Source organism: Acidovorax sp. Leaf78, assembly GCF_001422735.1.
In the GTDB taxonomy this organism is placed as follows: Bacteria; Pseudomonadota; Gammaproteobacteria; order Burkholderiales; family Burkholderiaceae_C; genus Acidovorax.
In genome coordinates this window covers 36,499-60,188 of the sequence record NZ_LMLZ01000002.1, presented here as the reverse complement: position 1 = coordinate 60,188, position 23,690 = coordinate 36,499, and the positions used below count along the sequence as shown (strand labels likewise).

The 23,690-nt window shown below is 68.5% G+C and carries 17 protein-coding genes; 6 read left to right on the top strand and 11 right to left on the bottom strand.

Going from position 1 to position 23,690, the window contains the following annotated elements:
- Nucleotides 1–46: 46 nt before the first annotated feature.
- Nucleotides 47–478 carry an Lrp/AsnC family transcriptional regulator gene (locus ASF16_RS03425; protein ID WP_056162782.1) on the bottom strand — a complete coding sequence of 144 codons (432 nt, stop codon included), beginning with the start codon at nucleotides 476–478 and terminating at the stop codon, nucleotides 47–49.
- A gap of 132 nt (nucleotides 479–610) precedes the next feature.
- Here ASF16_RS03425 and ctlX point away from each other — a divergent pair, with 132 nt between their 5' ends.
- Nucleotides 611–1,567: a citrulline utilization hydrolase CtlX gene (ctlX, locus tag ASF16_RS03420; protein WP_056163008.1), complete on the top strand. Its 957-nt coding sequence runs from the start codon at nucleotides 611–613 to the stop codon at nucleotides 1,565–1,567.
- Nucleotides 1,568–1,771: 204 nt separating this feature from the next.
- Here the strand turns inward: ctlX and ASF16_RS03415 are convergent, their stop codons facing one another.
- A complete protein-coding gene (locus ASF16_RS03415) occupies nucleotides 1,772–2,116 on the bottom strand; it encodes a hypothetical protein (protein WP_056162779.1) in 345 nt (114 codons plus the stop codon).
- Between the two features lie 419 nt (nucleotides 2,117–2,535).
- On the opposite strand from ASF16_RS03415, the gene ASF16_RS03410 reads away from it, so the two are divergent.
- The 3 genes from ASF16_RS03410 to ASF16_RS03400 are packed head-to-tail and all read left to right on the top strand — an operon-like array spanning nucleotide 2,536 to nucleotide 5,307.
- Nucleotides 2,536–3,558 (top strand): ABC transporter substrate-binding protein, encoded by a 1,023-nt coding sequence (locus ASF16_RS03410; protein WP_056162776.1) that lies wholly within the window; start codon nucleotides 2,536–2,538, stop codon nucleotides 3,556–3,558.
- Nucleotides 3,555–4,454: an ABC transporter ATP-binding protein gene (locus ASF16_RS03405; RefSeq protein WP_056162770.1), complete on the top strand. Its 900-nt coding sequence runs from the start codon at nucleotides 3,555–3,557 to the stop codon at nucleotides 4,452–4,454. The genes ASF16_RS03410 and ASF16_RS03405 overlap by 4 nt, the downstream gene beginning before the upstream one ends.
- Nucleotides 4,447–5,307, top strand: coding sequence for an ABC transporter permease (locus ASF16_RS03400; protein WP_056162767.1), 861 nt, complete (start codon nucleotides 4,447–4,449; stop codon nucleotides 5,305–5,307). The genes ASF16_RS03405 and ASF16_RS03400 overlap by 8 nt, the downstream gene beginning before the upstream one ends.
- Nucleotides 5,308–5,907: 600 nt before the next feature.
- Here ASF16_RS03400 and ASF16_RS03395 read toward each other — a convergent pair.
- The 8 genes from ASF16_RS03395 to uvrA all read right to left on the bottom strand — a co-directional run bounded on the left by ASF16_RS03395 (nucleotide 5,908) and on the right by uvrA (nucleotide 20,687).
- Nucleotides 5,908–6,273 carry a ferredoxin family protein gene (locus ASF16_RS03395; RefSeq protein WP_056162764.1) on the bottom strand — a complete coding sequence of 122 codons (366 nt, stop codon included), beginning with the start codon at nucleotides 6,271–6,273 and terminating at the stop codon, nucleotides 5,908–5,910.
- Nucleotides 6,270–7,925: an FAD-dependent oxidoreductase gene (locus ASF16_RS03390; protein WP_056162760.1), complete on the bottom strand. Its 1,656-nt coding sequence runs from the start codon at nucleotides 7,923–7,925 to the stop codon at nucleotides 6,270–6,272. The genes ASF16_RS03395 and ASF16_RS03390 overlap by 4 nt, the downstream gene beginning before the upstream one ends.
- 326 nt (nucleotides 7,926–8,251) lie before the next feature.
- Nucleotides 8,252–9,199 carry a TauD/TfdA family dioxygenase gene (locus ASF16_RS03385; RefSeq protein ID WP_082516714.1) on the bottom strand — a complete coding sequence of 316 codons (948 nt, stop codon included), beginning with the start codon at nucleotides 9,197–9,199 and terminating at the stop codon, nucleotides 8,252–8,254.
- A 75-nt stretch (nucleotides 9,200–9,274) separates the two neighbouring features.
- On the bottom strand, nucleotides 9,275–10,627 hold the full coding sequence (locus ASF16_RS03380) for an LLM class flavin-dependent oxidoreductase (RefSeq protein ID WP_056162757.1): 1,353 nt from the start codon (nucleotides 10,625–10,627) through the stop codon (nucleotides 9,275–9,277).
- Between the two features lie 33 nt (nucleotides 10,628–10,660).
- Nucleotides 10,661–12,457, bottom strand: a complete 1,797-nt coding sequence (locus ASF16_RS03375) for a twin-arginine translocation pathway signal protein (RefSeq protein ID WP_056162754.1) — start codon at nucleotides 12,455–12,457, stop codon at nucleotides 10,661–10,663.
- Nucleotides 12,458–12,550: 93 nt separating this feature from the next.
- Complete coding sequence (locus tag ASF16_RS03370; RefSeq protein ID WP_056162752.1) at nucleotides 12,551–13,723, bottom strand: sigma-54-dependent Fis family transcriptional regulator; 1,173 nt, start codon at nucleotides 13,721–13,723, stop codon at nucleotides 12,551–12,553.
- Between the two features lie 305 nt (nucleotides 13,724–14,028).
- The gene (locus ASF16_RS03365) at nucleotides 14,029–14,529 is read right to left on the bottom strand and encodes a hypothetical protein (protein ID WP_056163001.1); all 501 of its coding nucleotides are present in this window, start codon (nucleotides 14,527–14,529) and stop codon (nucleotides 14,029–14,031) included.
- A gap of 230 nt (nucleotides 14,530–14,759) precedes the next feature.
- Nucleotides 14,760–20,687, bottom strand: a complete 5,928-nt coding sequence (uvrA, locus tag ASF16_RS03360) for an excinuclease ABC subunit UvrA (protein ID WP_056162747.1) — start codon at nucleotides 20,685–20,687, stop codon at nucleotides 14,760–14,762.
- 216 nt (nucleotides 20,688–20,903) lie between these two features.
- Between uvrA and ASF16_RS03355 the strand changes: the two genes are divergently transcribed.
- Together ASF16_RS03355 and ASF16_RS03350 are read left to right on the top strand one after the other, a co-directional pair.
- Nucleotides 20,904–22,022 (top strand): ABC transporter substrate-binding protein, encoded by a 1,119-nt coding sequence (locus tag ASF16_RS03355; protein WP_056162744.1) that lies wholly within the window; start codon nucleotides 20,904–20,906, stop codon nucleotides 22,020–22,022.
- A 145-nt stretch (nucleotides 22,023–22,167) separates the two neighbouring features.
- A complete protein-coding gene (locus ASF16_RS03350) occupies nucleotides 22,168–23,292 on the top strand; it encodes an ABC transporter substrate-binding protein (protein WP_056162741.1) in 1,125 nt (374 codons plus the stop codon).
- Nucleotides 23,293–23,475: 183 nt separating this feature from the next.
- On the opposite strand, the gene ASF16_RS03345 is transcribed toward ASF16_RS03350, so the two are convergent.
- On the bottom strand, nucleotides 23,476–23,676 hold the full coding sequence (locus ASF16_RS03345; protein WP_056162738.1) for a hypothetical protein: 201 nt from the start codon (nucleotides 23,674–23,676) through the stop codon (nucleotides 23,476–23,478).
- Nucleotides 23,677–23,690: the final 14 nt, after the last annotated feature.

Genomic DNA, 23,690 nt, shown 5'->3' with positions numbered 1-23,690 from the left:
GTCGCACAGGTGCCAGTGCACCTTCCGCCCCGCAGGCGCACCGGCATCAGGCCTTGTACGTCGACAACAGGATGCTCGTCTCGGTGTTCGCAATGCCGGGCGTCAGGCGGATGCGGCCCAGCGCCGCGTCGAAGGCCTCCAGGCTCTCGGCGCGCACTTCGGCCACGATGTCCCAGCGGCCATTGGTGGTGTGCAGCGTGCCCACCATGGGCTCGCCGCGCAGCGCGCGGATCACCTCGGGCGCGGCGTTGCCCTCCACCGCGATGCTCATCCAGGCGCGGATGCGCTGGGGCTCGGAGTCGGGCCGCAGGCGCACGGTGTAGCCCACGATGACGCCGCTTTCCTCCATCTTGTGCAGCCGGTTCTGCACGGTGCCGCGCGAGACGCGCAGTTTGAGCGCCAGTGTGGCCACGGGCGTGCGCGCGTCGGCCCGCAGGATGCTGAGGATTTCGCGGTCGGTGTCGTCCAGCCTGTTCATAGTGGGCCTCTGGGTGATCAGAACGCCAGATTTTGCTGCATTTCGATCAGTTTGAAGTCTGTTGGTTGGCTGGCACTGTCCGGAAAATTCATGCACCGCCACCTTGCCGCCATCTTCCAACCACTGACCGCCATGCCCTCCCCCGCATCCGCCCAAGCCCCCTCCGCCGTCGTGATGGTCCGCCCCCATCGCTTTCACCCCAACCCGGACACCGCGCACGACAACGCCTTTCAGTCCGTAACCACCACCGCCGCCCCGGACGACATCGCGCGCAAGGCATACGCCGAGGTGACCCAGGCCGCAGCGAAACTCGAAGCCGCCGGCGTGCGCGTGCACCTGTTCGACGACCTGGGCGAGCGCCACGCGCCCGATGCGGTCTTCCCCAACAACTGGTTCTCCACCCACGCCGGCGGCCACGTGGCCGTGTACCCGATGTACGCACAGAGCCGGCGGCGCGAGCGCCGCAGCGACGTGCTGGACCTGCTCAAGGCCGAGTACCGGGTGCAGGACGTGATCGACTACTCGGGGCTGGAGGCCGACAACATGTTCCTCGAAGGCACCGGCGCGATGGTGCTCGACCACATCGGCCGCATCGCCTACACCGCGCAGTCGAACCGCGCCGACCCGGTGGCGCTGGAGCGGTTCTGCACCCACTTCAACTACGAGCCCATGGCCTTTGCCACGGCCGATGGAGAGGGCCGGCCGTGCTATCACACCAACGTGATGCTCTGCGTGGGCACCGACTTCGCGCTGGGCGGGTTCCACCTGATCACCGACCCCTTGCGACGTGAGGCTGTGCGAAGCCGCCTGCGCGAAACCGGCCGCGACGTCATCGAACTGAGCGCCCACCAGATCGGCGAATTCGCGGGCAATGCGCTGGAGCTGACCGGCGCCCGGGGTCGTGTGCTGGCCCTGTCGGCGCGCGCCGCCGCCAGCCTGACCGCGGCGCAGAAGGCCGTCATCGAGCGCAGCGCCACGCTGCTGCCGCTGGCCGTGCCGACCATCGAACTGGCGGGCGGGTCGGTGCGCTGCATGCTGGCGGGCGTGCACCTGGCTCGGCGCAGCATGGCGGACGCCCGGCCCCACTGACAGCCCACAGCGCAGTGGGCCAGTAGACGACGTTGCTGCCGCGCTGCGTAGACACTGGGGGTTTTTGATTAAAAAACCCCTCTACCGCTTGATAGGCAAGCGCTAGCAGCTATATTTTTAATAGCAATCACCTTCCAAGCGCTGCGTAGCGCACCGCCTGCCGCCCCATCCCGCCAACAGTTCCCTGGCAAGTCACCACCCAGCTCACGGGCGCGGCACGTCGGTGGTCGCCACATCCGCATCGCACCCGACGCCCGCCGCAATCCAGCGCCGAGCCAGCCAGGCCAGCGGTGCCGTCAACCAGCGCTGCCGCAGGCCCGTCACCTCGCCCGGGTCGGCCACCATGCCGCACAGGTACCGGGCGTGCGCTTCGTCCCACCGCAGCGCCACGCAGGCCCCACGGCGGCGGCGCGACACCAGCATGCCCAGCGGGCAGGGCTCGGCCAGGCAGCACAAACCGCAGCCGTTGCAGGGCGCGCCCACGGCCGGCTTGGGCGGCGCGTCGGCCTGCAGCCAGACCACGGCGTGGCGCGAGGGTGGGGTCGTCATCGCGCCATTGTGCCGACCGCCCGCCGCCCTGAGCATCCACCACAACGCTGCATCGCTTTGCAGCGCCCCGCAGCCGCTGCTGACTTTGCAGCAACGAACGACGAAGCGCGCACGCGCTGCTGCAAACCCAGCAGCCGCGCACAGCCGCTCGCACCTCAGCCGTGGCGCCCCCGGCTGCTGTCAGTTGCCATACGCGTCAACGCTGCAGGGTGCGTTTATCCCGGCGACGCAGCGCACAGGCGGCGCCCACGCAGCACCCCGGCGCCATGCGCGATTTCCGCATAAGCAGCATCGACGCCATGGCACGCGGGTTGCGGAAGGCAGGGGGTCTCAGGCCGCGGTAACGGCGCCCGGCCTGAGTGAATGCACACGCACTGCACTGCACACCTCACTGAACCACTGCAACGAAGGAACTCCCCATGCTCGATCTGTCGAAACGCTTCCTGCTGGTCTCCGCGCTGGCGCTGGGCCTGGCGGCCCCTGCCGCCGCGCAGAACCTGGAGAAATCCGAAATCCGCTACCAGGGCTGGGCCGGCCAGGTGGTCTGGATCGAACTGGCCGAAGACCTGGGCTACCTCGCACCGCTCAAGTCCAAGTGGGTGGGCAACACCATCAGCGGCCCGCAGGACATCCAGACCGTGGTGACCGGCGATGTGGACATCGGCGGCGCCTTCTACGGCGCCATCATCAAGCTCGCGGCCAAGAAGGCGCCGGTCAAGGCCGTGCTGGGCTACTACGGCTCGGACGACAACACCTACAACGGCTACTACGTCAAGGACGACAGCCCCATCAAGGGCCCGCGCGACCTCATCGGCAAGAAGGTCGCGGTGAACACGCTGGGCGCGCACCACGAGTTCATGCTGCGCGAGTACCTGGAGCGCGGCAAACTCACCAACGCCGAGGCCAAGCAGGTCACGCTGGTGGCCACGCCGCCCGTCACCGGCGAACAGGCGCTGCGCCAGGGGCATGTCGAAGTCTCCACGCTCGGCGGCGTGCTGCGCGACAAGGCGCTGGAGCGCGGCGGCATCCGCCCGCTGTTCAAGGACCGCGACCTGTTCGGCAACTTCACCGGCGGCGCATTGGTGCTGCACAACAAGTTCATCGAGCAGAACCCCAACACCAGCCGTCACCTGGTGTCGGCCCTGGCCCGCTCCATCGAATGGGCGCGCAACACACCACCGGCTGAAGTGCGGGCGCGCTACACCAAGATCATCGAAGGCCGCAAACGCGCCGAGACCGCCGACGCCATCCAGTACTGGAAGAGCACCGGCGTGGCCGGCAAGGGCGGCCTCATCACCGACAAGGAACTGCAGATCTGGGTGGACTGGCTGGTGAAGGACGAGGTGGTCAAGCCCGGCCAGCTCAAGGCCGCCGACCTGTACACCAACGCGTTCAACCCGTATGCCAACGGCGGCGTGGACAAACTGGCGGCCAGCAAATGACCAGCGCCATTCATCCCCACACCGCGGCCACTGCCGCGACCAACGCGCCGGCCAAGATCCGCTTCGAGCACGTGACCAAGGAGTTCACCGTGCGTGCGGACGACGGCGGCCCGTCCAAGCGCTTTGTCGCCGTGCAGGACGTGACGCTCGACATCCGCCCCGGCGAGTTCCTGGTGCTGGTGGGCCCGAGCGGCTGCGGCAAGTCCACCCTGCTCGACCTGCTCGCGGGCCTCACGCCGCCCACCAGCGGCCAGGTGCTCATCGACGGCAAGGCCATCACCGGCCCCGCGCGGGACCGGGGCGTGGTGTTCCAGCAGTACGCGCTGTTCCCCTGGCTCACTGCGCTGGACAACGTGGCCTTCGGCCTCGAAGTCGCGGGCCTGGGCAAGCGCGAGCGCCGCGAGAAGGCCGCGCACTACCTGCAGCTGGTGGGGCTGTCCGACTTCGCGCAGCGCTATCCGCACGAACTGTCGGGCGGCATGAAGCAGCGCGTGGCGATTGCCCGCAGCCTGGCTTACGAGCCCCAGGTGCTGCTGATGGACGAGCCCTTCGCCGCACTGGACGCGCAGACCCGCGAGACGCTGCAGGAAGAGCTGGTGGACATCTGGCAGCGCACCGGCAAGACCATCGTGTTCATCACCCACGGCATCGACGAGGCCGTGGTACTGGGCCAGCGCGTGGCGGTGATGACCACCCGCCCCGGCCGCATCAAGGAAATCGTGGACATCCCCGAATCGCTGCGCGCAGAGACCGACGACATCCGCTCGCTGCCGCTCTTCGGCGAGCTGCGCCACCGCATCTGGGGCCTGCTGCACGACGAGGTCGCGTCCGCGCGCCACGAACGCCGCAGCCGCATCGCCGCCCAACCCGTGATCAAGGAGTCCCACCATGTCTGACATCGCCCTGCCCGCGCACGCTGCGCAACAGCAACCCGCAACCGCCCTGCCCCATGCCGCACAGGCGCTGCCCACCCTGTGGCTGCGCCTGGCCCGCCGCGTGGCCAACGGCGCCTGGCGCTCCGGCCTGGTGCTGGCGCTGGCCGTGCTGTGGGAGCTGGCGCCCCGCCTGGGCCTGACCGACCCGACCTTCCTGCCGCCCCTGACCGAAGTGCTGGCTGCGGGCTGGGTGCTGGCGCAAAACGGCCAGCTGTGGGAGCACACCTCCATCAGCCTGGCGCGCTCGCTCGGCGGCCTGTCGATCGCCATCGTGGCCGCCATTCCGCTGGGCCTGGCCATCGGCTGGTACCAGCGGCTGGGCCAGGCGCTCAACCCGCTGATCGAGCTGCTGCGCAACACCGCGCCGCTGGCGCTGCTGCCGGTGTTCTTGCTGCTGCTGGGCATCGGCGAAGTGTCCAAGCTGTCCATCGTGGTCTATGCCTGCGCCTGGCCGCTGCTGCTCAACACCATCGCCGCCGTGCGGCAGGTGGACCCGCTGCTGGTCAAGTCCGCCCGCACCATGGGCGCCACGCCGCGCCAGCTGTTCGTCAAGGTCATCCTGCCCGCGTCGGTGCCCACGATCTTCGTCGGCATCCGCCTGGCTGCCGCGTCGGCCATGCTGGTGCTGATCGCCGCGGAAATGGTGGGCGCGAAGGCCGGGCTGGGCTACCTCATCATCTATGCGCAGTACAGCTTCTTGATCGGCGACATGTACTTCGGCATCATCGCGATCACGGCCATCGGCGTGACGCTGAACTATGCGCTGCAGCGGCTGGAGCGGCACTTCACGGCGTGGCAGGGGGTGGCGCGCTGAGATCCCTTTGCCGTTCACGCTGAGCCTGTCGAAGCGCCGCGCAAGGCTTCGACAGGCTCAGCCCGAACGGTGGGAATGGATCGGACGCAGCCCGTGCCGGCCATCACCCACACCCAGGCCACTGCGCGCAAATGCAGTGGCCTTTTTTCTTCACCATCCACATGCTCCAACCCGATCACGCTGAGCCCGTCGAAGCGCGGCGCGAGGCTTCGACAAGCTCAGCCCGAACGGTCGGGATGGATCGATTGCAATCCGTACCAGCCATCACCAAAAACAAAAGCCACTGCGCGCAAACGCAGTGGCCTTTTTTCTTCACCATCCGCATACCCCCACCCGTTCACGCTGAGCTTGTCGAAGCGCCGCGCAAGGCTTCGACAAGCTCAGCCCGAACGGTGGGGATGCATCGAACGCAACCCGCACCAGGCATCACCAAAAACAAGGCCACTGCGCGCAACCGCAGTGGCCTCCCTTGTTCACCCCGTCACAACCCCCAACCGTTCACGCTGAGCCTGTCGAAGCGCCGCGCGAGGTTTAGGCAGGCTCAGCCCGAACGGGGGATGAAGAAAACGCAGCCGGTAACGACCATGGACTTGCCCCTGCTCAACGTTGCGCAGCACCCAGCAGGTGGTAACTCTGGTCCAGCCGAGCCGTGCTGCCGTCCCGCACATCCCACCCCACGGCACGGCGGTAGCTGCCCCACAAAGGGGCCGCAGGCTGCGCGGGCCCGGCCTCGGTGAGCGCTGCCACCGACACCGTCTGCGGCGCCACGTACAGCGCATCCACCGGGCAGTACAGCTCGCACATGAAGCAGGTCTGGCAGTCGGACTGCCGGGCAATGACGGGCAGAAGGCCAGCCGAGCCCACACCAGCCTCCAGTGGCGGCGCGGCATCGAACACCCGTGTCGGGCATACCGCCACGCAGATGTTGCAGCCGGTGCAGCGGGCCGCATCGATCAACTCGATCATGCGGCCACCGCCTCGCGCTGCACGGCAGCGCCATCGCCCGCCGGGTGCCGCGCTGTCCACACCTGCTGCAGCCCGCCCACCACCACATGGTGCTGCTGGACCGGGTCCAACTGCGCAAAGTCGGTGCGCCGGTGCATGCCCCGCGTCTCGGTGCGCGCCAACGCGCTGCGGTACATCCACCGCGCATGCGCCAGCAGGGCCACGGCCTGGCGGGTGCGCCGCTGTGCCTCGGGCAAGGCCGGGGCACAGCGCTCGGCCTGCGCCCACAGGGCGTCCAGGCGCTGCAGCGAGGGCTCCAGCCCGTCGCGGCTGCGAAACCAGTTGCGCTCCAGCGGGAAGACTTCGGCCTGCACCGCCGCCACCAGGGCCTGCGGATCGATGCGCTCAGTGGCTGCGCCAGCGCTGGCCACCGTGCGCGCCGCCAGCCCCACCTGCCCCGCACGCCACACCGGCGCAGCGGCGGGCGTGCTGCGGTGCGCCAGCGCGTGGTCGGCCGCACCCGCGCCGGACCAGAACCCGGTGGACAGCGCCCAGGCCGCGTTGTGGCTGCCCCCGCCGGTAAAGCCGCCGCAAATCGGCTCGCGCGATGCCACGTCGCCAGCGGCGTACAGCCCCGGCACGCGCGTGGCGCCATCGAGCCCCTGCAGCTGTAGGCCGCCGGTGCCGCGCACCGTGCCTTCCAGCCGCAAGGTGATGGGAAACGGCTGGGTGAACGGGTCCAGCCCCAGCCGGTCAAAGGGCAAAAAGAAGTTGGGCTGCGCCTGCCGCATCCAGGCGCGCACGGCGCCGTCGGCCTTGTCGAGCACGGCAAACACCGGCTCGCTGATCAGGCGCCGCGCGATGATGCTGCGGCCCTGCGACGAGCCTGCTCCGTCGATGACGGCACCGCCCGGGTCGCGAAAACTCGCCCAGTTGTAGAACAGCGATTTCGTCACGCTCGAGAACGTGGGCCCCAGGCCATAGGCGCTTGAAAACTCCATGCCCGAGAACACCGCGCCCGCCTCGGCCGCCATCAGGTGGCCGTCGCCGGTCAGCACATCGGTGCCCAGCGCCTTGCTCAAAAAAGCACAGCCACCGCTGGCCAGCACCACGGCGCCGGCGTGTATGGCCCAGGGCACATCGCCCGGCTCCGCGACGCCCGTTGCACCACGCACCTGGCCGTGGTCATCCACCAGCAGTTCGAGCGCGGGGTGATGGTCAAGAATGCGCACGCCCGCCGCCTTCACCCGCTTGCGCATCAGGCGCATGTACTCGGGGCCCTGCAGCGAATTGCGCCGCTCGTTGCCCGCATCGTCCACCGGAAAGGGATAGCCCCAGTCGGCCAGTTGCTGCAGGTTGTGCCAGGTCTGGTCCAGCACGCGGTCCATCCATTCGTGGCTGGCCAGAAAACCGCCCACAGCCTCGCGCTGCGCCTTGGCGGCGGTGCGGGCCTGCAGGTCGGGCGGCACCCACCAGGTGCCGGTGCCCGACGGTGCGGTGGCGCCCGAGGTGCCGCAAAAGCCCTTGTCCACCAGCAGGACGCGCGCGCCGCGGGCTGCGGCGGCAATGGCAGCCCAGGTGCCGGCGGGGCCGCCGCCGATCACCAGCACGTCGGTGTCGTGGGTGGGCGCTGCCAGGCGCTCGGCGCGGTGGAGGTCAATGTGTTCAGGCATTACGGATCTCCTCGGGAGAAGGGGTTCGACTGGACCGGTGGGAACGCATGCGGATTTGCGTTCCATCATTCAATGCCGTTCGGGCTGAGCCCTTCGGCGGGCTCAGGACAGGCTTGTCGAAGCCCCGCGCGGCGCTTCGACAAGCTCAGCGTGAACGGCTTTGTATTTTTGAAAGCAATGGGTATCCGCAATCCATTCGCTGCGCGCCACCCACGACGCATGAAACGGGCGCGGCCCAGGCCAGTGCACCCGTGGAACTGGCTTGCCAGGCCACCGGGTGCGTCCCCCTCCGGGGGAAGGCGCGAAGCGACTCAGGGGGGTTCACTTCAAAACGGCCGGCTGCCCGACAGGCTGATGCGCTTGAGCAAACGCCGGTCCGCCGCGTCGAACGCGGTGCGCGCGTGCAGCGTGGCCTGGTTGTCCCAGTACACGATGTCGCCCACCTGCCAGCGGTGGGTGTAGGCAAAGCGCGGTTGCAGCAGGTGCGCGCGCAGCCGGGCCACCAGCGCGGCGCCGTAGGCCGGGTCCACGCCCACCACTTCCACCTCGGTGGCCTCGCCCAGGTACAGGATCTTGCGGCCGGACTCGGGGTGGGTGCGCACCAGCGGGTGCACCTCGAAGGGTGTCACCGGCTCGATGTCGGGCGTGCGGTAGGTTGCATGGCCGCCCGCCAACGGCTTCAGGCGGCGCAGGAAGGGGTTGTAGGTAATGAGCTGCAGGGCGTCGATCTCGGCGCGCGTGGCGGCATCCAGCGTGTCGTAGGCGGCGGCCAGGTTGACCCAGGTGGTGTCGCCACCGGCGCGGGGTACTTCCAGCGCGTACAGCAGCGAGCCCGACGACGGCACGGGCGTCCAGTGGTGGTCCGCATGGGCCGACAGCTCCTGATTACCGAGCACGCCATCATCGACGTTCGCCACCTTGACGATGTCGGGTGTGTCGCCGCCGTACGGGTCCGACGAGCCCAGCACCGGCACGTTGGTCGGCGCACGGAACACGCTGCCGAAGTAGCTGGTGAAGCGCTGGAACTGCGGGTCCTCCAGCTGCTGGCCGCGCAGCAGCAGGATGTGGTGCTGCTTCAATGCCTGCTTGAGCGCCCAGACCTGGCTGGCCGTGAGCGGCTGCGACGCGTCGATGCCGTGCACCTCGGCGCCCAGCGGCGCATCGAGCGGGCGGATCGACCAGTCTGCGCCAGGTGCTGCGGTGGCAAGTGCTGCGGTGCCAGGCGTGGTGGTCAGGGAGAGATGGCGGGGCCTTTCGGCGAGGACGGTGCTCATGGGAACTCCTTGCGTAGAGAAAACGGGCATGTGCCGGGGTGGGTGACTTGCTGCGGTAGCAGTGCGGTCTGCGGATCAGGCGGCCTTGCGGGCGGCCTGCGCATAGCGGCTGGGCGGGCGCTGCAGGCCCAGGTTCTCGCGCAGCGTGGTGCCCTCGTACGCTGTGCGGAACAGGCCGCGGCGCTGCAGTTCGGGCACCACCAGGTCCACGAATTCGTCGAGCGACTGCGGCAGCACTGGTGGCATCACGTTGAAGCCGTCGGCCGCACCGTTCTCGAACCATTCCTGCATGCGGTCGGCAATGGTTTGCGGCGTGCCCACCACCACCCAGTGGCCGCGCGCGCCGGCCAGGTATTCGTAGAGCTGGCGCACGGTGAATTGCTCGCGCCGGGCCAGCTCCAGCACCACGTGGGCGCGGCTGTTGATGCCCCTGGGCGGCGTGGGTATGTACGGTGGCGGCGCATCCAGGTCCCAGCGCGCCAGGTCTTCGCCCGGCCAGAACGGGGCCAGCGTGGCCAGGCCCACGGCGGGGTGGATCAGCGCCTGCAACTCGGCCCATTTGGCCTGCGCCTCTTCTTCGGTGCGGCCGATCACCGGCGAGATGCCAGGCAACACCAGCAGCTGTTCGGGCCGGCGGCCGTACTTGGCCAGGCGCCCCTTCACGTCGCTGTAGAACGCCTGCGCCTCGGCCAGGCTGGTCCAGGCGGTGAAGATGGCCTCGGCCGTGGCGGCGGCCAGCTCCTTGCCGTCCTCGGACGAGCCGGCCTGCACGATGACCGGGTAGCCCTGCGGCGGGCGCTCCAGGTTCAGCGGGCCCTTCACGCGGAAGTGCTTGCCCACGTGGTTCAGGGTGTGCAGTTTGGCCGGGTCCAGGTACACGCCGCTGGCCTTGTCGCGGATGAGCGCATCGTCGTCGAAGCTGTCCCACAGCCCTTTCACCACATCCACGAACTCGGTGGCGCGCTCGTAGCGCACGGCGGGGTCGGGGTGGGCCTGCAGGCCGAAGTTGCCGAACACGTTGTCGGCCCCGGTGGTCACCACGTTCCAGGCTGCGCGGCCGCCGCTGATGTGGTCGAGCGAGGCGAACTTGCGCGCCAGCAGGTACGGGTCTTCATACGTGGTGGACGCGGTGGCGACAAAGCCGATGTGTTTGGTCACCGCCGCCAGTGCGGACCACAGCGTGACCGGCTCGAAGTACGACAGGCGGCCCTGGCGGCTCAGCGACTCGTCGTTGCCGTGGTTCTGCACGCCGGGGCTGTCGGCCACGAACACCTGGTCGAACAGGCCGCGCTCGGCCGTCTGGGCCAGCGCGATGTAGTGCTGCAAATTCACCCCCGCATCCGCCTGCGCGCCCGGGTGGCGCCAGGCGGCGATGTGGTGGCCCGTGGCCATGATGAAGGCGCCCAGGCGCAGTTGTCGTTGGGTCATGTCAGGCTCTCCTGTCGTGAGAATGGGGGTGCATCAGATGACGATGCGGCGGCCGTCGAAGCCGGTGAACGCAAAGCTCTCGAACGGCTCGCGGAAGGTCTGCTTTTGCTCGCGCAGCAGGCTGATGACCAGCGCCTCGCCCTGCGCATAGGCCGCGGCGGCGTCGGAGCGCCAGTGGATGCCCGCGGCGGTGCGGCCCGAGCCGTAGTTGAGCGCGAACTTGTTGAGCTCGCCGCCCACGGTGAGCGGCGGCCCCTGGTACGGCACCAAGCGGGTCGGGTCGCTGGGGTCGGGCTGCACCGGGTTCGGGATGACCAGCGACTCGTCGTAGAAGGCCTTGAGCAGCGTAGCCGTCACCGCCGCAATGATGGCGGCGCCACCGGGGTACGACGAATGGATGGGCGCGCCCTCCGGGTACACATGCGGCAGCAGATAACTGCCGTTCTTGGCGCGGCTGCGCTCGAGCGCCTGCGAGCCCAGGAAGGACTCGTGGATAGGGTATTCGGTGACACGGTTCGCCAGCCGGTGGTGCACCAGGCCGCCGAATGCCTCGGGCCGCAGGATGCGCTGCTCGTACCACTTCTGGTAGTAGTTGACGCGGATGGCGAGCGAGCTGGCCAGCGACAGCAGCGACTGGAAATACGCCGGCCCGAACGTGCCCGACGCCCCTCCGCTGGTCTTGAGCTTCAGGTACGGGTTGCTGGGTGCCAGGCTCTTGTCGCCCGCGTAGATCCCGCCATAGCCCGGCTGCGTGGCCGACAGAGGCGTGCCCAGCAGCTGGTTGGCCGCAAAGCTGAAGGCCACTGCCGCATGGGCATACGCCGCCAGGTCGCGCGTGGTGGCGATGTAGCGCAGCGTGGGGTCGAACGCAATGCGCCCGGCCGGGGCCTTGCCGTTTTGCACGTTCAGCCACTCGTCGTACTGCGTGAGGAACTCGTTGGCCGGCGTGTAGGTGCGAATGCGCGCCGACAGCGACTGCGGGCCCAGCGGCACGTCGCGGTACAAGAACTGCGAGATGTAGGGTCCATCCGTCACACCCGGCGGCGTGGCCCAGCGCCCGGTGCGGCCGCTGCGGTCGTTGCCATCCACGTACCAGGCCGCACCACGGAACAGCGTCTGCGGTGTTACCCGGCCATTGACCTTGGGGCCGTGAAAGTCTGGAGCGCGGCTGAGCTCGTCGGCGGCGGCGATCACGTCGGGGTGCCGCGTGCCGTCCTGGAATTCGCTGAAGGGCACGTCGCGCAGCAGCGCCACCCAGTAGATCTCGGTGGCCTCGCCCGCGCGCTGCGTGCCGGCCAGCGTGGGCGCGGGCGGCAGCGCGAACTGCGCGGCGTTGAGCCCGTCCAGGCTGACCGCCAGCGTGCCGATGGGGTTGACCAGCTTGCGCGCTCCGCCCAGCACGATCTTCTCGAAGTCCGCCGGCTCGCGCGAGGCGAAGGCGGCGGTGGCCAGGTTCCATGCCGAAAGGTCCACCTCGCCGCGCGCGTTGTGGGGCAGGCCGCGCGTGTCCGAGCCGATCTTGTTCGGGTACAGCGCATCGTCGCCATTGACGGGGTGCGGCGGGATCGGCACCGCAGCGCTGGCGCGCGCCAGGTCAATGCGCAGCTGCTCGGCGCGGCGCACAAACTGTGCGTCGTAGCCTGCAGCCGCCGAGGCACCACCCTGCTGCGCCTGCGCCGCTGCGCTGGCGCCGAGCAGCGCCGGCGCCACCGTGGCGCCACCGGCCATACCCGCCAGCCCGGCACCTGCCTGGCCCAGGAAGTGGCGGCGCGGCGTACTGCGCGGGGCGCCGGGTGGCTGGGCGGTGTGGTGTGAATCCGATGTGCTCATTGGCAAACTCCCTGGTGTGTTGTGGTGTGTCGTTGTGGGGTGGGCTTCAGCGGGGCGGCGGCGCATGGCGCGATCGCCCCGGTGGCAACGGACTCATTGCGCGTAGCGCCAAGGGCTCTCCGCGTGCGGCGGCAGGCTGTGGGTGGGGTGGTGGGCCGGGTCGGCCAGCAGGCCGTGGCGCTTGAGCAGGGTGCGCAGCGTGTTGCGGGTCACCCCCAGCAGCCGCGCGGCCTGCACCTGGTTCTCGTGCGCCTGCTCGAAAGCGGAGCGCACCAGCGCTGCCTCGACCGTCTGATACAGCCCGGGAGCGCCCTGCGCCAGCAGGCCGTGCAGCACCGCTTGCAATGAGGAGCTTGCCGACGGTGGCTGCGGCGTGCCGGCCGCCACCGCGACTGTCGAAGCCACGGGCGGCTGCGGCAGCAGGGCCGGCACGAGCTTGAGGTCGCACGGCTCGACCACACCCAGCCGCGCCACGATGAGTGCGAAGTGCACCACGTTCTCCAGCTCGCGGATGTTGCCGGGCCAGGCGTACGACAGCAGGGCGTGCCGGGCCGCGGTGGACAAGCGCGCGGGCGGCTGGCCCAGGCGCTGGGCGTACAGGTCCATGAAATGCTCTGCCAGCGGCAGGATGTCGCCCGGGCGCTCGCGAAGCGGCGGCAGGTCCACGGCCGCCACGTTGAGCCGGTAGTAGAGGTCCGCCCGGAAGTGCTGCGCGCGCACGGCCCGCGCCAGGTCGATGTTGGTCGCGGCCACCAGCCGCACATCCAGCGCAATGGGTTTGCGCGAGCCCAGGCGCACCACCTGGCGCTCCTGCAGCACGCGCAGCAGCTTGACCTGCAGCGACTGCGGCAGGTCGCCGATCTCATCGAGGAACAGCGTGCCGCCCTGCGCCGCCTCGAACCACCCCGCGCGTGCCTGCGTGGCCCCGGTGAAGGCGCCTGCCTCGTGACCGAAGAGTTCGGCGTCGATCAGCGATTCGCTGAACGCACCGCAGTTGACCGCCACGAACGGCCCGCGCCGGCCGCTTTCGGCGTGGATGTGCCGCGCTATCAGCTCCTTGCCTGTGCCGGTCTCACCCACCACCAGCACCGACGCGTCGCTGCGCGCAACGCGATCCACATGGTCCAGCAGCTGCGCGGACCGGGGGTCATGGAACAGCAACGCCTTCGCGCGAATGGTCGGCGCCCCGCCCGCTGGCGACTCGGGCAGGGTCAGTACGCGATGTGTGGACAGGAGGCCTGAAGAGGCGGGCAAACGACTGGACATGCCGCCAGACTAAGACGCGGCGCTCCAGCTGCGAACGCATGATTTCGCATGTGAATATGCGGCAAACACTTTGTGCGCGGCTGTAACCCGCGCGCTCGCACATCGATTCAGCGATGCTGTGGGTGCTGCGCCCTGCCCGCACACACCCACACTGCAGACGCAAAAAAGGCCCATGCAGACAAAGCCGCAGGGCCAAATCCGGCCCAAGGGCCGGGGGGAGGGAGACGAGCTACACAAAAACTCGGAGGCCCACGCCCCGCGACCAGCCCTGCTTGTGGGGCAGGTCGCGAGGGTGGGTCACGCGCTTAACAGCCGAAGGGGCGGTTGGGGCGCATGGGGATGACGCCGTTCACGCGCAGCGTGGCATTGGAGCCATCGGAGGCGGTCAGGACCTTGTTGCTGAAACGGACTTGGTTGCTGTCGCGCACCACAGCGGTGTCGGTAGGCTCGCCGCTGCCGTATTCCTTGCCGTCGAACGTGACGAAGACCTGGTGCAGGCCGGTGGCGTCCGGGCGATAGCGGATGTCGCCGAAGGCCAGTGCTGCCGAGCCCACCTTGCCAAGGCCATCGAACTTGAACGAGCACAGTTCGGGCACGGAGCCGACCGGGTTGCGCTTGTCCACATCGGTCAGATTGATCGTGCCATTGCCGTAAACGCCGTTGAGCGCATCCACGCTCGCACCCGTCACGGTCAGAACACCGGGCTCATTGCTGGGCGTCGGATCGTCGTCGTTGCCGCCGCCGCAAGCGACCAGCAGTACAGAAGTGGCCGCGAGGGCAACACAGGTCTTGAGCAATGATTTCATGGTGATGGATGTCCGTAGGATTTGGTGGAAGTGCTGGGGGCCTTCGCGCACTGGCGGCAAGCCCTGCATCGCATCCTAAAAAATCGGTTCCCCACCCAACGTGCGCAATATTCTGCGCCGTGCGTAGGACACAGCCCGACAGTGACGTACGCCACGGCGGGCTGTGCACGCAGAACATCCGCACAACGCTTTACGGCTCTGCCTGGGACGGCACCGTGAGCCGCCGATGCTTACCGCGCCAGCACCGCAGCCAGAGCCCGCCCCGTGTGCGTGCCCTGCTGCACCACCTCTTCCGGCGTGGCCGCCGCCACGATGCGGCCGCCTTCCTTGCCGCCTTCGGGCCCCAGGTCGATGATCCAGTCGGCCTCGGCGATGACGTCGAGGTCGTGCTCGATCACCACCACGCTGTGGCCGCCGTCCACCAGCCGGTGCAGCACGCGGATGAGCTTGTCCACGTCGGCCATGTGCAGGCCCACCGTGGGTTCGTCCAGCACGTAAAGCGTGTGCGGCGCCTTCTGGCCGCGGCGGCCCACTTCGTCGCGCACCTTGGTGAGTTCGGTCACGAGCTTGATGCGCTGCGCCTCGCCGCCGGACAGCGTGGGCGACGGCTGGCCCAGCGTGAGGTAGCCCAGGCCCACGTCCTTCAACAGCTGCAGCGGGTGCGCGATGCTGGGCATGCTGGCGAAGAAGTCCACCGCCTCGTCCACCTCCATCTGCAGCACGTCGCCGATGCTCTTGCCGCGCCAGGTGACGGCCAGCGTCTCGGGGCTGAAGCGCGCGCCGTGGCAGGTCTCGCACGGCACCTTCACATCGGGCAGGAAACTCATCTCGATGGTGCGCACGCCCGCGCCTTCGCAGCTTGCGCAGCGGCCTTCGCCGGTGTTGAAGCTGAAGCGCCCGGCCGCATAGCCACGCGCCTTGGCCTCCAGGGTTTCGGCAAAGAGCTTGCGGATGGTGTCCCAGAAGCCGATGTAGGTGGCCGGGCAGCTGCGCGGCGTCTTGCCGATGGGCGTCTGGTCCACTTCGAGCACGCGGTCGATGCTCTCGAAGCCCGCCAGGCCCGTGCAGCCCACCAGGGGCGGCGCCTTGCCCGAGTCCATGGCGTCACGCCCGGCCTTGGTGGAGCGCTGCTGCACCCAGGCCTGCACGTTGGCCAGCAGCACGTCGCGCGCCAGTGTGGACTTGCCCGAACCGCTCACACCCGTGACGGCCACCAGGCGGTGCAGGGGCAGCGTGGCGGTCACGTTCTGCAGGTTGTGCAGCTGCGCGCCGTGCACCGTCAGCCAGCGGATGGCGGCGCGGGCCTTGGCGTCTTCCAGCGCGCTGGCGGCCAGCGATGCAGCCTGCGCGGCGCGCTTCTTGACGGCGGCGCTTTGGCGGCCCTTGGGCGCGGTCACAGCGTCAGCGTCTTCGGTGTCGACGGACTCCAGCACCTCGGGCAGCATGCTGCGGCGCAGCTGCAGCGGGTGGCGCATGGCGTGCAGCAGGTAGCGGCCCGTCTGCGAGTCTTCGGCCCCGGTGATGTCGGCGACGCTGCCCTGCGCCACCAGGCGCCCGCCGCGTTTGCCGGCGCTCGGGCCGATGTCGATGATGTGGTCGGCGCGGCGGATGGTGTCCTCGTCGTGCTCCACCACCACCAGCGTGTTGCCTTTGTCACCCAGCTTGTGCAGGGCGTTGAGCAGGATCTGGTTGTCGCGTGCGTGCAGGCCGATGGTGGGCTCATCCAGCACGTAGCACACGCCCTGCAGGTTGCTGCCCAGCTGCGCGGCCAGGCGGATGCGCTGTGCCTCGCCACCGCTCAAGGTCGGTGCGCCCCGGTCGAGCGTGAGGTACGACAGGCCCACCTCTTCGAGGAACTCCAGGCGGCTCTGGATCTCGGGCACGAGGTCACGCGCGATGTCGGCCTCGCGCACCGACATGCCGCCGTCGGCGCGCAGGGTCTCCACCCAGCGGCGCACGTCCGTCACGGACATGGCGGCGATGTCGGTGATGCCCACCCCCGCGAACTTCACGGCGCGGGCCGTGGCGTTCAGGCGGGTGCCGTGGCAGGTGGCGCAGGCGGTGTCCTGCAGGTCTTCCACCTCGGGCTCGGCAAAGGTCTGCTCGCGGCCCTTTTCCTTGTCGTCCTGCACCGAGTCATCGAACACCTTGCGCTGCTCCTTGGTGAGCTTGACGCCCGTGCCCACGCAGTCGGGGCACCAGCCGTGCTTGCTGTTGTAGCTGAAGAGGCGCGGGTCCAGCTCGGCATAGCTGGTGGCGCACACCGGGCAGGCCCGCTTGGTCGAGTACGCGTGCAGATGGCCGATGCCTGCAGTGGGCTGGCCGCCCTCCATCGCCGCGCGCAGGTCCGCGATGCTGCTGAGCACATGCACCACGCCCTTGCCGTGCGTGAGCGCCTGCGCCAGCGACTCGCGCAGCAGGGCCTCGTTGTCGGGAGAGACGTCAATACTGGCCACTGGCAGCTCGATGGTGTGCTCCTTGAACCGGTCGATGCGCGGGAAGTTGGTGGTGGGCAAAAAGTTGCCGTCCACGCGCAGGTGCGTGAAGCCGCGCGGCCGCGCCCAGTCGGCCAGCTCGGTGTACACGCCCTTGCGGTTCATCACCAGCGGCGCCAGCAGCCCGATGTGCTGGCCGCGGAACTGCGTGAGCAGCTGGGCGGCAATGCTCTCGGGCGTCTGCGGCTGCACTGCGGCGCCATCCTTCACGCAGTGCTGGGTGCCCAGCTTGACGTACAGCAGGCGCAGGAAGTGCCACACCTCGGTGGTCGTGCCCACGGTGGACTTCCGCCCGCCGCGCGACAGGCGCTGCTCGATGGCCACGGTGGGCGGGATGCCGTACACGGCATCCACCTCGGGCCGGCCCGCGGGCTGCACTATGGAACGGGCATAGGCGTTGAGCGATTCGAGGTAACGGCGCTGGCCCTCGTTGAACAGGATGTCGAACGCGAGGGTGGACTTGCCCGAGCCGCTCACGCCGGTGACCACGTTGAACTTGCCGCGCGGAATGTCCACGCTCAGGTTCTTGAGGTTGTGCTCCTTGGCGTTGACGATTTGTATGGCATTTTTGGCCTCCACCGCTTTACCATCCAGCGCCACCAGCTCTCTTTTTCGTAGCGCAGCGGCTTTCTCGTGCACCGAGTGGCCGCCCACGCCCAGCGTGAGTTCGTAGTCGCGCAGCGCCTGGCCGGTGTGCGAGGTGGTGTGCTGGCGCACGTCTTCGGGCGTGCCTTCGGCCACGACCAGGCCGCCAGCGTAGCCGCCTTCGGGGCCCAGGTCGATGAGCCAGTCGCTCGCGCGGATCACGTCGAGGTTGTGCTCGATGACGATGAGCGAGTGCCCCGCGTCGATGAGTTTGCGCAGCGCGCGCATGAGCTTGGCGATGTCGTCGAAGTGCAGGCCCGTGGTGGGCTCGTCGAACAAGAACAGTGTGCCTTTGCGCGCCACGGCCTGGCGCGACTTGCTTTGCACCCGCGCCGCCTCGGCCAGGAAGCCTGCCAACTTCAAGCGCTGCGCCTCGCCGCCGCTGAGCGTGGGCACGGGCTGGCCCAGTGCCACGTATTCCAGCCCCACGTCCACGATGGGCTGCAGCGCGCGGATCACGTCGCGGTCGGCGGCGAACAGCGCGGCGGCTTCGGCCACGGTCAGGGCCAGCACATCGGCCACGTTCAGCGTCCGGCCACCGCGCTCGATGGTGATCTCCAAAATTTCAGGGCGGTAGCGCTTGCCATCGCAGTCCGGGCAGCGCAGGTACACGTCCGACAAAAACTGCATCTCCACATGCTCGAAGCCCGATCCACCGCAGGTCGGGCAGCGCCCGTCGCCGCTGTTGAAGCTGAACTTGGCGGCGGTGTAGCTGCGCTGTTTGGACAGCGGCGCCACGGCGAACAGCTCGCGCACGCTGTCCCACGCGCCCACGTAGCTCACCGGGTTGGAGCGCGCGGTCTTGCCGATGGGGGACTGGTCCACGAACACCACGTCCGACAGGTGGTCGGCGCCCAGCATGCGGTCGTGCGCGCCCGGCGCATCGGTGGCCTTGCCGAAGTGGCGCAGCAGCGCAGGGGCCAGCACGTCCTGGATCAGGCTCGACTTGCCCGAGCCGCTCACACCCGTCACTGTGACCAGGCGCTGCAGCGGGAACTCGACCGACACGTTCTGCAGGTTGTGCTCGCGTGCGCCTTCCAGGATGAGGCGCGGTGTCGATTCCGTCACCATGCGCTTGAAGCCGAAGCCCACGTGCTTGCGCCCGCTGAGGTAGGCGCCGGTGAGCGTGTCGGCATGGCGCAGGTCGGCCGTGGTGCCGTCGAACACGATCTGCCCGCCCAACCGGCCCGGGCCGGGGCCCATGTCGATCATGCGGTCGGCCGCGAGCATCACGGCCGGGTCATGCTCCACCACCACCAGGGTGTTGCCCGCGTCGCGCAGGCGCAGCATGGCCTCGGTGATGCGGTGCATGTCGCGCGGGTGCAGGCCGATGCTGGGCTCGTCCAGCACGAAGAGCGTGTTGACCAGGCTGGTGCCCAGCGCGGTCGTCAGGTTGATGCGCTGCACCTCGCCGCCGCTCAGCGTGCGGCTTTGGCGGTCGAGCGTGAGGTAGCCGATGCCCACGTCGCACAGGTAGCGAAGGCGCGTGGTGATCTCTTCATGCAGCAGCTTCAGAGCCTGCGCATCGCCACCGGCCGCGGCGTCGCCCACGGGCAGCTCCATGCGGTCGAAGAAGCGGCGCAGCCGGTCGATGGGCAGCAGCATCAGGTCGTGCAGGCACAGGCCGGGCAGTGCTTCGAGCTGCGCGCGCGACCACTGCACGCCCTCGGGCATGAAGCGGCGGGCCGGGTCGACCGCGGCGTCAGCGTCATCCTTGCTGCCCACGCGCCACAGCAGGCTTTCGGTCTTGAGCCGCGCACCCGCGCAGGTGGGGCACGGCGTGTAGCTGCGGTACTTGGACAGCAGCACGCGGATGTGCATCTTGTAGGCCTTGCTCTCCAGGTACTCGAAGAAGCGCTTGATGCCGTACCACTGCTTGCTCCACTGCCCGTCCTTGTAGCCCGGCGCGCCGCCGATGACCCATTTCTTCTGGTCGTCGGTGAGTTTGTTCCAGGGCGTGTCGCGCGGGATGCCGGCGGTTTCGGCATGGCGCATGAGGTCGTCCTGCGCCTCTTTCCACGCGGGGGTCTGGATGGTCTTGATGGCCCCCGCACGCAGCGTGAGCTTGTCGTTGGGGATGACGAGGCCGTAGTCCACGCCGATCACGCGGCCGAAGCCCCGGCAGCTCTCGCACGCGCCCACGGCGGAGTTGAACGAGAACATCGAGGGGATCGGGTCGCTGTAGCGCAGGTCGCTGTCGGGGCAGTGCAGGCCGGTGGAAAAGCGCCAGAGTTCGGGCGCGGGTTCCGTGTGCGCTGAGCCGGTCGAAGCGCTGCCCTGGCCTTCGACCGGCTCAGGCTGAACGGCTTGGGGCAGAACGTACACGTTCAGCCGACCCGTGCCACGCTTGAGCGCGACCTCGATGGCCTCGACCACGCGCGCCTTCTCGGCATTGCCCAGGCGGAAGCGGTCGGCCACCACATCGAGCACCTTGCGCGGGCCGGTGGGCGTGGCCACTTCGCGCTCGGCCTGCACCTTGGTGATGCCGCTGGCCGACAGCCACTGCTCCACCTGCTCGGGCGACGTGCCGCCCGGCAACTCGACCGGGAAGGTCAGCACCACGCGCGGGTCGCCGGCCTCGGCGCTGCGGCGCTGCAGCTCGGCGTAGATGGTCTCGGGCGAGTCGTGGCGCACGGGCTGCGCGGTCTCCTTGTCGAACAGCTGGCCGGCGCGCGCAAACAAGAGCTTCAAATGGTCGTTGAGCTCCGTCATCGTGCCCACGGTGGAGCGGCTGGAGCGCACGGGGTTGGTCTGATCGATGGCGATGGCGGGCGGCACGCCTTCGACCTTGTCCACCGCCGGTTTGTCCATGCGGTCGAGGAACTGGCGCGCGTAGGCGCTGAAGGTCTCCACGTAGCGACGCTGGCCCTCGGCGTACAGCGTGTCGAACACCAGGCTGGATTTGCCCGAGCCGCTGGGGCCGGTGACCACCGTGAGCTCGCCAGTGCGGATGTCCAGATCCAGGTTCTTGAGGTTGTGCTGGCGTGCGCCGCGGATACGGATCAGTCCCTGGGTCATGGAGGCAGTCTTTCTGGGGTAAGGCGGAACATTCTAGGGACGCGGAGCCGGGTCTGCCGGGCGGCCCGGATTACCCCCGGAACGCGATGCGCGCCGGTTTGACAAGGCGAAAAAGCCCTTGGCAAAGGGGTGTTTTTCTCGGACAAACCCTTTAAACGCTTCAAATACATGCGCTTAGACTGAACTCTTACGCAAAGACACAAACAGGAGACAACCATGAACCGATGGCACATTCAGTGGGCAGGAGCGACCGCCTTGGCACTCGGCATGGCCACGGCCGGCCATGCGCAGATCCTCATCGGGCAGACCGCGGGCTTCTCGGGCCAGGTGGCCGCGGGCGTGAAGGAGACTACCGACGGCGCCAAGCTTTATATCGACATGGTCAATGCCAAGGGTGGCATCAACGGTCAGAAGATCGAGCTGACCTCGCTGGACGACAAGTTCGACCCCAAGATCGCGGCCGAGAACGCGCGCAAGCTCATCGAAGACAACAACGTGCTGGCGCTGTTTCTCACGCGGGGCACGCCGCACACCGAGGCCATGATCCCTCTGCTGGAAAAGCACGGCGTGGCCCTGGTGGCGCCCTCCACCGGCGCCATGGTGCTGCACCAGCCGGTGCGCAAGTACATCTTCAACGTGCGCGCCACCTACCAGCGCGAGGCCGAAAAAGCCATGACCCACCTGGCCTCTATGGGCATCTCGCGCATTGCAGTCGTGTACGCGGACGACAGCTTCGGCGCCGACGGCGTGGCGGGTGCGCAAAAGGGCTTGGCGGGCGCCAAGCTCACGCCCGTGGCGCTGGAAAAATTCGACCGCGCCAAGCCGGACTTCACGGCCATCGCCGCCAAGGTGGCCAAGGCCGATACGCAGGCCGTTCTGATCATCGCGTCTGGCTCGACTGTGGTGGAGGCCAACACCGCCTTTCGCACCGCGGGCTCGGCCGCGCAGATCGTGACGCTGTCGAACAATGCCTCGGGCGGCTTCATCAAGAGCCTGGGCGCCAACGCGCGCGGCGTGATCGTGACGCAGGTCTACCCCAACGAGCGGGCCGTGACCTACCCCATGGTCAAGGAAGCGCAGGAGCTGGCCAAGGCCAAGGGCGCGGGCGACATCACCCCGGCCATGCTGGAAGGCTATGCGGCCGCCAAGGTGCTGGTGGAAGGCATCAGGCGCGCCGGCCCCAAGCCCACGCGCGAGAAGCTCCATGCGGGCCTGGAGAGCATCAAGAAGCTGGACCTGGGCGGGCTGGAGGTGAGCTACAGCCCCGAGGACCACACGGGCCTGGACTTTGCCGATTTGTCCATCATCGGCACGGACGGCAAGTTCAGGCGGTGACGGGCTGCCGGGGCAGCTGCCACTGGGGCCAAGGCTACGGCTACGGCCAGGCGCGCAGCATGGAATGCCGCCACTACGCGTTTCTACAGATGCCCTGCCATGGCCCGTCCCTAAACTCGGCACCCTCACAAGAAAGAGGCACACCATGACAGTCCCCGGCCCCCTGGCGAAGCGCGCGGCCCTGCTGGCCCTGGCACTGGGCATCGCCCACGCTGCGCACGCACAGATCCTCATCGGCCAGACCGTGGGGGTGACCGGCTCGGCCGCCGCCACCGTGGCCGAGTCCACCCAAGGGGCCGCCCTGTACATCGACCACGTCAACGCGCGCGGCGGCGTGGGCGGGCAGAAGGTGGAGCTGGTGCTGCTGGACGACAAGTTCGACCCCAAGCTCACGCTGGAGAACACGAAAACGCTGATCGAGCAGAAGAATGTGGTCGGCCTGTTCATGACCCGCGGCACGCCGCACACGCAGGGCATCATCCCGCTGCTGGAGCAGCACGGCGTGGCGCTGGTGGGGCCGTCCACCGGCGCCATCGCGCTTCACCAGCCGGTCAGCAAGTACATCTTCAACGTGCGCGCGCCCTACCAGCGCGAAGTCGAAAAAGCCATCACGCACCTGAACACACTGGGCATCAAGCGCATCGGCGTGGTGCATGTGGACGACACCTTCGGCGCCGACGGCCTGGCCGGTGCGCAGATCGGCTTCAAGGCCAATAACCTCGAAGCCGCCTTCGTCGAGAAGTTCGACCGCGCCAAGCCCGACTACAGCGCCATCGCACCGCGCGTGGCGGGCAAGCAGCCGCAGGCCGTCATTTTCATCGGCACCGGCGCTGCGGTGGTCGACGGCATCAAGGCACTGCGCGGCGCGGGCGTCACGGGCCAGATCGTCACGCTGTCCAACAACGCCTCGGGCGGCTTTGTGAAGGCGCTGGGCGAACAGGCGCGCGGCGTGGTCGTCACGCAGGTGTTTCCGTCCGAGCGGTCGCTGAACTACGCGGTCATCAAGGAGGCCATGGACCTCGCCCGCGCCAAGAACATCGCCGACCTCACTCCCGCCATGGTGGAGGGCTTCGTGACCGCCAAGGTACTGGTCGAAGGCCTCAAGCGCGCCGGCCCCAAGCCCGACCGCGCCAAACTGCAGGCGGGCCTGGAAGGCATCAAGAAATGGGACCTGGGCGGCCTGGAGCTGAGCTACAGCCCCACGGACCACAGCGGGCTGGATTTTTCGGACCTGTCCATCATCGGCAGCGACGGGCGGTTCAAGCGCTGAGGAATGGCGGGGGGATGAGGCCGATGAGGCCGATGCGGCAGATGCAGCCGACAGGGTGAGAACGCCCAGCCAACAAACAAAAAAGCCCGGTGCCACCATGGCCCGGGCTTTTTGTCTTTGAAGCTTTCTTGCAGGGGCACCGGCGCTACACGCCGCTGCCCCCTGCGGTCCTTCAAACCAGCATCATGGCGCGCTGGCAGCCGACGCTGGTGCCGAAGCGGCAGGCGCCACCACGGGTGCCGGTGCGCTGGCGGGTGTTTCAGGCACGTGTACCGCATCGGCACCATGCTTTTCACCGCCCATGTCGGCCTTGTCGCCCGCCTTGATGATGACGTACATCGACAGGGCAGCGAACAAAACGAAGCCAACAGCAATCTTCCACATAAATATCTCCTTGG

Coding starts and splice junctions, on each gene's coding strand:
- ASF16_RS03395 (WP_056162764.1), bottom strand. CDS start 6,273: ATGATCGAGTTGATCGATGCGGCCCGCTGCACCGGCTGCAACATCTGC.
- ASF16_RS03405 (WP_056162770.1), top strand. CDS start 3,555: ATGACCAGCGCCATTCATCCCCACACCGCGGCCACTGCCGCGACCAAC.
- ASF16_RS03410 (WP_056162776.1), top strand. CDS start 2,536: ATGCTCGATCTGTCGAAACGCTTCCTGCTGGTCTCCGCGCTGGCGCTG.
- ASF16_RS03345 (WP_056162738.1), bottom strand. CDS start 23,676: ATGTGGAAGATTGCTGTTGGCTTCGTTTTGTTCGCTGCCCTGTCGATG.
- ASF16_RS03350 (WP_056162741.1), top strand. CDS start 22,168: ATGACAGTCCCCGGCCCCCTGGCGAAGCGCGCGGCCCTGCTGGCCCTG.
- ASF16_RS03385 (WP_082516714.1), bottom strand. CDS start 9,199: ATGAGCACCGTCCTCGCCGAAAGGCCCCGCCATCTCTCCCTGACCACC.
- ASF16_RS03390 (WP_056162760.1), bottom strand. CDS start 7,925: ATGCCTGAACACATTGACCTCCACCGCGCCGAGCGCCTGGCAGCGCCC.
- ASF16_RS03370 (WP_056162752.1), bottom strand. CDS start 13,723: ATGTCCAGTCGTTTGCCCGCCTCTTCAGGCCTCCTGTCCACACATCGC.
- uvrA (WP_056162747.1), bottom strand. CDS start 20,687: ATGACCCAGGGACTGATCCGTATCCGCGGCGCACGCCAGCACAACCTC.
- ASF16_RS03415 (WP_056162779.1), bottom strand. CDS start 2,116: ATGACGACCCCACCCTCGCGCCACGCCGTGGTCTGGCTGCAGGCCGAC.
- ASF16_RS03365 (WP_056163001.1), bottom strand. CDS start 14,529: ATGAAATCATTGCTCAAGACCTGTGTTGCCCTCGCGGCCACTTCTGTA.
- ASF16_RS03400 (WP_056162767.1), top strand. CDS start 4,447: ATGTCTGACATCGCCCTGCCCGCGCACGCTGCGCAACAGCAACCCGCA.
- ctlX (WP_056163008.1), top strand. CDS start 611: ATGCCCTCCCCCGCATCCGCCCAAGCCCCCTCCGCCGTCGTGATGGTC.
- ASF16_RS03375 (WP_056162754.1), bottom strand. CDS start 12,457: ATGAGCACATCGGATTCACACCACACCGCCCAGCCACCCGGCGCCCCG.
- ASF16_RS03380 (WP_056162757.1), bottom strand. CDS start 10,627: ATGACCCAACGACAACTGCGCCTGGGCGCCTTCATCATGGCCACGGGC.
- ASF16_RS03425 (WP_056162782.1), bottom strand. CDS start 478: ATGAACAGGCTGGACGACACCGACCGCGAAATCCTCAGCATCCTGCGG.
- ASF16_RS03355 (WP_056162744.1), top strand. CDS start 20,904: ATGAACCGATGGCACATTCAGTGGGCAGGAGCGACCGCCTTGGCACTC.